Raw genomic sequence first — 10,051 nt, 5'->3', positions numbered from 1 at the left:
TATTTTATGTTATTTATTTTTTATGCACCATAAAACTTGGCCCAATCCTCATAGTTGTTGGAACAGATTTGAAATCTGGCAAGGGAGAATCATTGAGGCTTCCAAAGAGTGAACTAGATAAATTAAAATAGATCGTTCTTATGTTCAAACTATTTACCAAATAGAGTAGATGTTATTACACGTAATAGGATAAATGGAAAGGAGTTCGAAACCAGTGTTGCAAGTAAATTTGGACTAAAGCGAAATACTGATCGACAAATGATTACTATAAAAACTGAGAGAGATGGGCAAATTAATATTATTCCAGATGCATTCGGTAATGGTGGCACATTAGTTGAGTTCAAAATGTTCAATATCTTACAGATACTAAACAGCTTAGAGGCTATGCGGCAAAACCAGCTAGACCAGTTCATCTGCTTACTTTTGCAGACTGCCAACAACTACTGAAAATTTGCCATTATGTTGACTATCTGCATAGCAACCTAAGTGAATCCCTGATTGATTTAAGCTAGCCATTTACTGAAAGAATGTGCTAAATTTTTATAATATATATATCTGGAAACGCAACATGATACTGATCTGGAAAGATTATTAGAAGGTGAGAGGATGCATAGATTAATATTCTTATGCTATATAGTGAGTACTTGTGTTTTTGCAAAACCTCAAGTGCTTAAATTTTCTCAAGAAGATCTAACCGAACATAGAAAAATAAAATTATGTGCATTATTCCCAGAAGACTGTATTAATAGCAATATTTGGGCATTGAAAAGAATAGAAGGTAATGAATATTATTTTATTTCACAAGAAAAAGTATATTTCCTTCAGGAGTAAAATAATAATTTTAGAATCATAAATCATTGGGATTTTTTAAACTACATACCCAAAGAATCTAGACCTAATTGGTTTGGTAATGGAAAAGTATTAGGTGTATCTGTAAATAATGCTCTATACCCAATTGATAAAAATAATTTTGCTATTGGAGTACGTTATGGTTGGGGAGATAATATACAAATTCAGGGACTAGTTCAAGAAAATAAAATGGATTTTGTAAAGTTGGAAAAAGATGGAGGATATACATCGCTTATAGATAATGTCCCTTATTATTATTTTTTAATGACATGGCATTGTTTAAATGGTGAACTAGACTCAGATCCAAAAGCGAAGTGTATTGAGAATGAGGAATTTAATCTTGATGTCAAATACCTTGAATCAAAAAAATGGGAAATGACAATGAAATTTGAAAGAGATCCTTCACCATTCTCTAAACATAAAGCATTTCAGGTTCATAAGTCTTTCATTGTCAATTTAAATAATTTTAACGAAATAAGGGTTCCTGAGGAGTGGTTAAAGTATTAATAGGGGAAGTGCTGCGCGCCATAAGTTTAGTTTGAGGAGCAGAGTATTCAAATAAATTAAATATTAGAATTTAATTGACTTTTTCCTGCTTTGAAAGCTCATATTTTTGAATAGATTTTTTCAACTGATTAATTGGAAGATAGAACTGATCTTTAAAACCTAACTTTTTCATAAAGGCTTGGCAATCTGGGTTCGGGCATTCTACTTCTAAATATTCATATCCAAATTTTTCCCCGAAATTGCAGAGTTCTTTGAGTAAAGTGGTTCCATAACCATGTTTCTGTTTCCTAAATCCGATACGAGCGACTACAATATATTTCTTGTCTTTATGATCGGCGAATGCATATTTTCCAAATCTGAGATAGAGATCATCATACCTTTTACTAAATGCAATATTCACGTTCATTTGAGGTTTCTTTTGACTTAATTGCATAGATGAAACCCGTGCCCGTGAATATCCTAATTTTTCTATAGCAAATCTTCGGATTAAACATGAGATTTCATTTTGTTCTTCAAGTTCAATAAGTCCATCTTCTTGTGAGGATTGGAATGATTTTGTATTCATTTTTACTCCAAAAATTAAATTTTAATAATTAGCTATACAGGTCAAAGTGTGAAGGGCTTTGCCATCATTTCCAACTATCACGATTGTAATTGAATACTTTTTGTTCTCTTGTCTAAATAGTTCGGCTCTACACCAATTTTACACCATGATTTTTATTTTTGTTATTAAGTATTTGATATTAAATTGTATTTAATATTAGTTGATCCTATCCATCATATTTGTATGAACAAAAATTGTTTGAGTACAGCGAGAGGAGGGCCATGGACACCACAATTTCAAAAATATTTCGACGGTGCTGGCTTAGATATTAATAAATCTGTTGAAAATTTAGTGGCACTAGCTGACCATAAAGGTCCTCATCCGAAAGAATATCATGCTTATGTTGAGAAAGAATTAAGATTAGCTGTAATTGGAAAACAAGCTAATACAGCAGAATATCGAAATGCAGTGATAGCAACATTATCCAGAATAAAATCAGAAGCCTTAGTATCTGGATCACAAGTTAATAAATGGCTAACCAAAAAATAGGATGACGTAATGACTTACTATGAAATGAAAGCTGATTTCTATGAGTTTCCTCACCAATATTTTATTACTGAGATTGTAGGATTCGATAATCCTAGAGCTCAGATAGATTGGGATGAGTTTTTGTTAGAAAATAGTGTCAATAAGGGGAAGAAATATATTGCTATTATTGATAGTGGAGACCAAGAAGTCGATTTTACTACAACCTTTTATGGTTTTTGTGTCATTAGCTATAGATTCAAGCTTTTATTAGAGGAATATAAGCTTACTGATTGTATGGTTGTCCCATTAGAGTTTAATAAGCAATTGTCTCAGCAGTTTTATCTCTTAATTGATCCCTTACGATATGACTGTGTAGATGAAACTAATTCTGATTTTCAAAAGTTTATTGAAAATGATCCTGTAAGGCCCGATCTTGCGGGGCACTATAGGGCATTCTTTAAGTTAATTATTGATGCCAAAAAAACTGATAATGCTGATTTTTTTCGAATTGAGAAAGAAAATGCTACTATCATTGTAAGTCAGAATATAAAGGATATTTATGAGAAAAATCATCTTACAGGGGCATGTTTTAATAAGGTGACTGTAGGCCAGTAATTTTAGATAGTAAATTTTATATTATTTTTTAGAATAAATTAGTTCAATATATGAATGACTAGATATATAACTAGTGTGATTAATATTAATTGTTGATTAATTAAAAGCCGATAAAAAAGCCTCATGACGAGGCTTTTTTCATAATCTTTATTTAATATTGGGATCGCCTTTTTTTAAGAAAAAGCGAATCGCTAACTTTTGTAGGAATGTTCCATAAGGAGGGTGGAAAAGCTGAGTCGGGAAAAACCGATGACGAATAAATACAGTTTTTGCATGAGAAAGTTCACGAAAACCTTCTTCGCCATGATATGACCCCATGCCTGAGTTACCGATACCACCGAAAGGAGCATCATGGTTAACTACATGCCAACCCCAATCATTAATGGTCACACCACCCGAATGAGTTTCACGTAAAATACGATCACGTTCTACTGAGCTATGTGTAAAGAAGTAAAGTGCTAAAGGTCGTTCATCCGATTTCACATAGGTAATCGCATCATCTAAAGAATCATAAGCCACGACAGGTAAAATAGGGCCAAAGAGTTCTTCTTTCATAATGCGCATGTCTGGCGTGCAATTCAGCACAATCTGTACAGGCATTCTGCGACCTTGTTGGTCAAAGCTATACGTGTCGCAAGGAATAACACGAGCACCTTTTTCTTGTGCATCGGTCAAGATATCTTGAATACGTTTTAAATGACGGTCATTTACAATCGATGTGTAATTCTCATTGGTTGTAATGTTTTGACCAAACATTTTTATAAAGCTGGATTTTGCTGCATCCACAAACTCATCAATACTTTCTTTCGGAACCAACGCATAGTCAGGTGCTACACAGATTTGCCCACTATTTGTTGCTTTACCATGAGTAATACGTTTTGCAGCATCGGCAAGAGGGTAGTTGCGGCTTACAATTGCAGGTGATTTACCACCTAATTCGAGTGTAACAGGTGTTAGATTTTCAGCAGCAGCTCGCATGACGACTTTGCCAATCGCAGGAGAGCCAGTAAAGACAATATGGTTAAACGGTAAAGATGTAAATCTTGCTGGGTCTGTAATTTCTTCACCAAATACGGCCACTTCATCTTCATTAAAGACTTCGGCAAGCATGCGTCTTAGCATGGCATTAGTATTCGGGGTAATTTCAGGGAGTTTAATCATGACTCGATTGCCCGCAGCCAAAGCAGCAATCAGTGGGCCAAGTGCTAAATAAACGGGGAAGTTCCAAGGAACAATCACACCAACCACGCCTTTAGGTTGGTATTGCACACTTAAACGGTTTGATAAAAATAAAAGCTCGGTACGGCGTTTACTTGGGCGCATCCAGCGGCGTAAGTGATGAATTGCATGATCAGCCTCTAACACAGAGCCAAGTAAATCTAATAGTTTAGATTCATCCAGTGATCTTGAACTAAAGTCAGTATTAATCGCAGTAGCTAAAGCATCTTGATAGCGAATAATTTGTTTTTTAAGTTGATGCAGTTTTGTTCGACGTGCCTCAAGACTTGGATATGGATCTGCCTCAAAATTGGCACGTTGTTTGGAAAAAATAAGTTCCATATGTTCGGTGGCAGAGCCGCTATATTCTTTTAAAGTGGAGCTTTCCATTATTGTTCCTTCCATACTTTTGCTTATCATACTTTATGCTTGAAGCATTGTATGGTCGATGTTAAATTGAGACAACAAGAGGTAGTTTAGTGCCATTATGCACGTCACTCTAGGGATGGTGTGAGTTAAATGCCTAAAAATCTTTATAAAAATGCAAATAGTGTTATTGAAGGAAATTATGATAATACAGCTTTTGGTTCGAATACATATTTGCTAGGTTTGACCAGTTTATTTGATGAAATGGGTTTGCAAGGCCATTCAATATCAGAAGTTCTGTCTGGCACAAATATTTCGCTAGATACGATGAATCAATCCTCTTTATATATTTCTCAAGTCCAAAAAATCCAGCTATTTCAAAATATTCAAAAACTATCTCACGATCCCTTAATTGGTTTGCGTGCAGGGCAAAAGCAGCGGCTGTCAGATTTTGGGGTGTATGGTTACGCACTTTACTCTTCTCGTAATTTTAGACAAGCGGTAGAGCTTGGCATTCGACACATTAAGCTTGCAGGACCTATTTTAAAGAAGTCTTTTTATATTCGAGATGATGTTGCCATTTTTGAAGGGCAGGACATTATTGCACTGGGTAAGCTTCTACCTTTAGTGTGCGAGTTTTGGTTTAGCTCCATGCAAACCTTAATTGAACGGGTGCTTGAAGGACCGTTTCAAGCGAAGAAGCTTTTATTACCATACCCAGCGCCTGACTATGCAGAAGAATATGAAAAAGTGTTTCATTGCCCAGTTCAGTTTAATGCTGGGGTAATGCAATGGCACTTTGATTTAAAGTGGCTCGATGTACCTTGCCCAAATGCCAACCCGATTACCGCAGACATGTGTAAGTCATTTTGTGAGCGGATGCTTGGTGCAGCTGAACTTGAAGAGCCTGAGTTGGTGAAAACAATCCGTTTAATATTATTGGATGGAACAGAACTTTTCCCATCAGCTCAAGAAATGGCTGAACGGTTACATATGTCAAAGCGTACCTTACATCGGCGTTTGGCAAGTTTTAGTCTGACTTATCAAGAGTTATTAGATGAAACTCGGCGCCGTCTTGCGGATGAATATTTGCGAGAGACAACTTTAACCATAGACGAGATTGCGGAGAGAATTGGCTTTTCGGACACTTCTAACTTTCGAAAAGCCTATCGTCACTGGACGGGCATTTCACCAAATGAGTATCGAATACAGTACCTAAATTAGAATCAGGTTTGTCGGTTATTTAAATCGAGAAAGTAACTTTTTCTGCAAAAATGGATTGCAGAGCAAGATGGCAAATAAAATAATAAATATACCGATAATGCTAAACAGATCCGGTAATTCATGCCAAAAAACAAATCCCCATATTCCTGCAAAAATAATGGCAATGTAATTCATGGGGCCAATTTGTCCTGCTGGCGCTAAGCTATAAGCATAAGACATAAACAATTGGCTAATATTAGCTAAAAGTCCTGCGGCAATGAGTAGGCTTAATTCATGCCAAGTGAAAATACGCCAATGCCAGAACATTGGAATAGAGGAAATCAAACTACCAAAAATACAGAAATAAAAAACGATACGTTCAGGCGGCTCTGTACTGGTTAAAGCTCTTACGGTGACAAAGGCCATTGCTGATAAAAAGCATGCACCCAAGCCAATAAAAGATAGTGCGTTAAATAAACCTTGGTCGGGTTTAGCAACAAATAAAACCCCAACGAGCCCAATAACTGCGGCAAAAATCATCGATTTGGTAATTTTTTCTTTTAAGAAAAGCCATGCAATGAGTGGAATAAAGATAGGAGATGAATAACTAAAAACCATGGCATTTGAGAGTTTTAAGTTCGCGATGGCATAGAAAAAACCATACATTGCGGCAAGACCCACTAAGCTTCGCCAAGTGTGCATCCAGAGTTTATCGGTTTTAATAAAGTCTAAACCCTGTTTAAACAGCATCGGAATAAAAATAAATAAACCTACTGCATTTCTAAAAAACACGACGGTCGCGTTGTCCACTGTTTGCGAAGCAAAACGAATGCATACCCCCATAATGGAAAATAATAATGCCGATGTCATAAGACAAAGCAGTGCTTTTCCAAGTTGAGTTGAGGGGAGATTTGGAGCAGTCTGATTTTGCATAGAGAAATACAGTTCTTAATTTTCGATGTTATTTTAGCAGTGATGTTAAGTTTTGGTGAAATGTGTCGTAATTAATATGGGAAATAAGAAAGATGAGGGGGATATGCCTCATCTTTTAAACCTTATTAGGTCACTGGTGCTGGGTTAAATATAGCGAGTGAGTTATGAATACCCCAACGGTCTGACCACGTTTGTTTTTCGCCACTCGCCACTTGTAAAATCAGTTCAAAAAGTTCCCAACCTACTTCTTCAATAGTTTTCTTTCCAATGGCAATATCGCCAGCACTGATATCAATCAGGTCATACCAACGGCTTGCAATATTGTTTCGGCTTGCCATTTTAATGACCGGCACTGCTGCCAGTCCATAGGGTGTACCCCGGCCTGTAGTAAAGACTTGAACCGTAATTCCAGATGCCATTTGCTGCGTACCACAGATAAAGTCACTCGAAGGCGTTGCCGCAAAAATTAATCCTTTTTTAGTCGGTCTTTGGCCTGGTGCGAGAACTTCTACAATCGGTGAGCGACCCGATTTGGCAATCGATCCCATCGCTTTTTCTACAATGTTATTCAGTCCACCTTTTTTATTACCCGGTGTGGTATTGGCACTTCGGTCTACTTGGCCTGCTGCTAAGTAGTCATCGTACCATTTCATTTCCCGAATTAGATCTTTGGCAACTTGTTCATTTGCTGCACGTGGAGTAAGTAGGTGAATACCATCGCGGACTTCCGTAACTTCAGAGAACATGACTGTACCGCCACATTGCACAATCAGGTCAGCTGCGAAACCAACGGCAGGGTTAGAGGTGACTCCAGAAAATGCATCACTCCCACCACATTGCATGCCTACAACTAAATTAGAAGCTGGAACTTCTTCTCGATTACGTTGATTAAGCTTTTCAAGATGTTGTTCTGCCACAGTTAAAATATGGTTCACCATACTTTCAAAACCATTATGACGTTCATCTTGTAACTGAATAATATCTTCATTTGCTAGAGGAATATATTTGTTTTCTTTAGGAATGTTTAAAAGTCGTTCGGGTTGCATTTTTTCACAGCCCAGACTCACAACCATAATTTCTCCACCAAAATTAGGGTTGAGTGCAAGATTATGAATTGTACGAATAGGAACAATTGCAGCGGGGGCATCGATTGCCACACCACAACCATATAAATGGTTTAATCCGACTACACCATCTACATTTGGATATTTTGGAAGTAAATCACGTTCAATAATTTTAACGACATAATCGACAATACCTTCAACACAGTTAACACTAGTTGTAATACCTAAAATATTCTTTGTGCCGACACTGCCATCTTTATTTTTATAACCTTTAAATGTATATCCGCTAAGCGTAGGGAGCTTTGGATCAGGACGAGTTGCTAACTCAAGATCATCTAGCTCAGGTGCCTCAGGCATTTGGGTAACGGCTTCATTTACCCATGAGCCTGCGGATAAATCTTTATTTGCATAACCAATAATTTCCCCATAACGAACAATTGCTTCACCTTGCTTTAATGACTTTAATAAAACTTTATGTCCCTGTGGCACATGATCAACCAAGATGAGTTGGTATTCTTCAATATGTGTAGAAGGTGGTAAACCGCCGTCATTCACTACAATGGCTACATTATCAAGAGGACTAATTTTTATGAGGAGAGGCTTCAGCATGATCGTTCCTTGTATACATTTGAAGAGAGGGCTATAACGCTTAATTTGTTTAAGCGTTATAGTGAAGCATTTTTAAGAGGTAGGTTTTAACTCGAAGCGCTGGATTTTGCCCACCATACAGAGGTAGCAAATAATTGCGATGACTGCATGTATGCCTACAAAAACCAGTGCACCATTGAAAGAACCTGTTGAGTTGATGATATAGCCAATCACAATAGGGATAACAATGCCCGCAGTATTGCCGAAGGTATTAAACAACCCACCCGATAAACCCACCATTTCTTTTGGTGCGACATCAGACATGACTGCCCAGCCTAATGCACCAAAACCTTTGCCAAAAAAGGCGAGCGACATAAACAACAAGATGGCTGTTTGCGAATCGACATAGTTACAAACCACAATACTGGTTGATAACAACATGCCAAAAATAATGGGAAATTTACGGGAAAAGGTTAGAGACTTGTTCATCTTGATAAGTTTATCGGAAATTACTCCCCCTAATACGCCACCAATAAATCCGCAAAGTGCCGGTAATACAGCCGCAAAACCAGCTTCTAAAATTGACATGTGGCGTTCTTTTACAAGGTAGACAGGGAACCAAGTTAGAAAGAAATAGGTTAAGCAGGTAATACAATACTGAGCGATAAAAATACCTAGAAGCATACGAGAAGAAAGCAGCTTTTTAATATTTTTAAAATTCATCTTGTTGTTTTCATCAGCAACTTTAAGCTGATTTTCACCCATGCTAGTAATAGCACCGCCTGCTTGTAAATATTTGAACTCATTTGAGTTAATAGTAGGGTGTTTTTCTGGGCTATAGATGACTTTTAACCAGATAAAAGCAATCACAATACCTAGTCCACCCATAATCCAAAACACAGATTGCCAATGAATATGGGCAACCAGCCATCCCATGAATGGTGCAAATATGACAGTTGCAAAATATTGAGCTGAGTTAAATATTGCTGCGGCGGTCCCACGTTCTTTGGTTGGGAACCATGCTGCTACAATCTGACTATTTCCTGGAAATGCTGGGCTTTCAGATAATCCAACCAAAAAACGTAAAAGAAATAATGAGGCGATAATGAGAGGAATAGAACCTAAAATATCAACAAAACCCAAGAGAATAGTGAAAAAAGACCAGAGCATGATGCTCCAGAAATAGACTCTTCGAGCACCGAACTTGTCGAGTAACCAGCCACCTGGAATTTGGCCAATAACATAAGCCCAGCCAAACGCAGAGAAGATATATCCCATGGTCACTGAGCTTAATCCCAGCTCTTGAGACATCGGGGCAGCAGCCATAGAAAGTGTTGCCCGATCACCGTAATTTAATGAAGTAACTAAAAAAATCATCGCTAAAATGTAATAGCGGGTTTTATTATGCTTCGCTCGTTGCTGATTTACAGCAGCAAGATTTGTTTGCAGATTATCCATATACAAACTCTTTTTAATAATCGACCTATTTGCATATCCGTGAAATAGGTGACGTCATGTCAAATTCATCGATAGAATAGATGAGAAAACGGAATTTTGTATCTACTCTATAGTCCTAGTTCTAAAACCGCGTCTTTAGATGTATGACATCATATGATTAAAAATATTATTTTGGCAA

The 10,051-nt window shown here is 37.2% G+C and carries 9 protein-coding genes and 1 pseudogene; 5 read left to right on the top strand and 5 right to left on the bottom strand.

Annotated elements, in window-relative coordinates; genetic code table 11:
• Positions 1 to 50 precede the first annotated feature (50 nt).
• Together AOLE_RS20515 and AOLE_RS13845 are read left to right on the top strand one after the other, a co-directional pair.
• Positions 51 to 419 (top strand): annotated as a pseudogene (locus AOLE_RS20515) (putative toxin); the annotation flags it as partial.
• Positions 420 to 1,038: 619 nt separating this feature from the next.
• Positions 1,039 to 1,356: a LytTR family DNA-binding domain-containing protein gene (locus AOLE_RS13845; protein WP_013198545.1), complete on the top strand. Its 318-nt coding sequence runs from the start codon at positions 1,039 to 1,041 to the stop codon at positions 1,354 to 1,356.
• A gap of 70 nt (positions 1,357 to 1,426) precedes the next feature.
• On the opposite strand, the gene AOLE_RS13840 is transcribed toward AOLE_RS13845, so the two are convergent.
• On the bottom strand, positions 1,427 to 1,921 hold the full coding sequence (locus AOLE_RS13840; RefSeq protein ID WP_013198544.1) for a GNAT family N-acetyltransferase: 495 nt from the start codon (positions 1,919 to 1,921) through the stop codon (positions 1,427 to 1,429).
• A 222-nt stretch (positions 1,922 to 2,143) separates the two neighbouring features.
• Between AOLE_RS13840 and AOLE_RS13835 the strand changes: the two genes are divergently transcribed.
• Both AOLE_RS13835 and AOLE_RS13830 read left to right on the top strand, forming a co-directional pair.
• On the top strand, positions 2,144 to 2,449 hold the full coding sequence (locus AOLE_RS13835; protein ID WP_013198543.1) for an AHH domain-containing protein: 306 nt from the start codon (positions 2,144 to 2,146) through the stop codon (positions 2,447 to 2,449).
• Positions 2,450 to 2,458: 9 nt separating this feature from the next.
• Entirely contained in the window at positions 2,459 to 3,043 is a 585-nt protein-coding gene (locus AOLE_RS13830; protein ID WP_013198542.1) for an imm11 family protein, read from the top strand.
• A gap of 147 nt (positions 3,044 to 3,190) precedes the next feature.
• On the opposite strand, the gene AOLE_RS13825 is transcribed toward AOLE_RS13830, so the two are convergent.
• Positions 3,191 to 4,651 carry a coniferyl aldehyde dehydrogenase gene (locus AOLE_RS13825; RefSeq protein ID WP_013198541.1) on the bottom strand — a complete coding sequence of 487 codons (1,461 nt, stop codon included), beginning with the start codon at positions 4,649 to 4,651 and terminating at the stop codon, positions 3,191 to 3,193.
• 129 nt (positions 4,652 to 4,780) lie between these two features.
• Between AOLE_RS13825 and AOLE_RS13820 the strand changes: the two genes are divergently transcribed.
• A complete protein-coding gene (locus tag AOLE_RS13820; RefSeq protein ID WP_013198540.1) occupies positions 4,781 to 5,851 on the top strand; it encodes an AraC family transcriptional regulator in 1,071 nt (356 codons plus the stop codon).
• Positions 5,852 to 5,866: 15 nt separating this feature from the next.
• On the opposite strand, the gene AOLE_RS13815 is transcribed toward AOLE_RS13820, so the two are convergent.
• From AOLE_RS13815 to AOLE_RS13805, 3 genes are all read right to left on the bottom strand, one after another.
• Positions 5,867 to 6,763, bottom strand: coding sequence for a DMT family transporter (locus tag AOLE_RS13815; RefSeq protein WP_013198539.1), 897 nt, complete (start codon positions 6,761 to 6,763; stop codon positions 5,867 to 5,869).
• A 125-nt stretch (positions 6,764 to 6,888) separates the two neighbouring features.
• Positions 6,889 to 8,436 carry a galactarate dehydratase gene (garD, locus tag AOLE_RS13810; protein ID WP_013198538.1) on the bottom strand — a complete coding sequence of 516 codons (1,548 nt, stop codon included), beginning with the start codon at positions 8,434 to 8,436 and terminating at the stop codon, positions 6,889 to 6,891.
• Between the two features lie 72 nt (positions 8,437 to 8,508).
• On the bottom strand, positions 8,509 to 9,873 hold the full coding sequence (locus AOLE_RS13805; RefSeq protein ID WP_013198537.1) for an MFS transporter: 1,365 nt from the start codon (positions 9,871 to 9,873) through the stop codon (positions 8,509 to 8,511).
• Between the last annotated feature and the right edge of the window lie 178 nt (positions 9,874 to 10,051).

Source organism: Acinetobacter oleivorans DR1, assembly GCF_000196795.1.
GTDB lineage: Bacteria > Pseudomonadota > Gammaproteobacteria > Pseudomonadales > Moraxellaceae > Acinetobacter > Acinetobacter oleivorans.
The sequence above is the reverse complement of the archived record's forward strand: the minus strand, read 5'-3'. Positions and strand labels throughout refer to the sequence as shown.

Excerpts from the sequence above, each read along its gene's own strand:
- AOLE_RS13835 (WP_013198543.1), top strand. The coding sequence starts at position 2,144 with ATGAACAAAAATTGTTTGAGTACAGCGAGAGGAGGGCCATGGACACCA.
- AOLE_RS13845 (WP_013198545.1), top strand. The coding sequence starts at position 1,039 with ATGGATTTTGTAAAGTTGGAAAAAGATGGAGGATATACATCGCTTATA.
- AOLE_RS13840 (WP_013198544.1), bottom strand. The coding sequence starts at position 1,921 with ATGAATACAAAATCATTCCAATCCTCACAAGAAGATGGACTTATTGAA.
- AOLE_RS13815 (WP_013198539.1), bottom strand. The coding sequence starts at position 6,763 with ATGCAAAATCAGACTGCTCCAAATCTCCCCTCAACTCAACTTGGAAAA.
- AOLE_RS13825 (WP_013198541.1), bottom strand. The coding sequence starts at position 4,651 with ATGGAAAGCTCCACTTTAAAAGAATATAGCGGCTCTGCCACCGAACAT.
- AOLE_RS13830 (WP_013198542.1), top strand. The coding sequence starts at position 2,459 with ATGACTTACTATGAAATGAAAGCTGATTTCTATGAGTTTCCTCACCAA.
- AOLE_RS13820 (WP_013198540.1), top strand. The coding sequence starts at position 4,781 with ATGCCTAAAAATCTTTATAAAAATGCAAATAGTGTTATTGAAGGAAAT.
- garD (WP_013198538.1), bottom strand. The coding sequence starts at position 8,436 with ATGCTGAAGCCTCTCCTCATAAAAATTAGTCCTCTTGATAATGTAGCC.
- AOLE_RS13805 (WP_013198537.1), bottom strand. The coding sequence starts at position 9,873 with ATGGATAATCTGCAAACAAATCTTGCTGCTGTAAATCAGCAACGAGCG.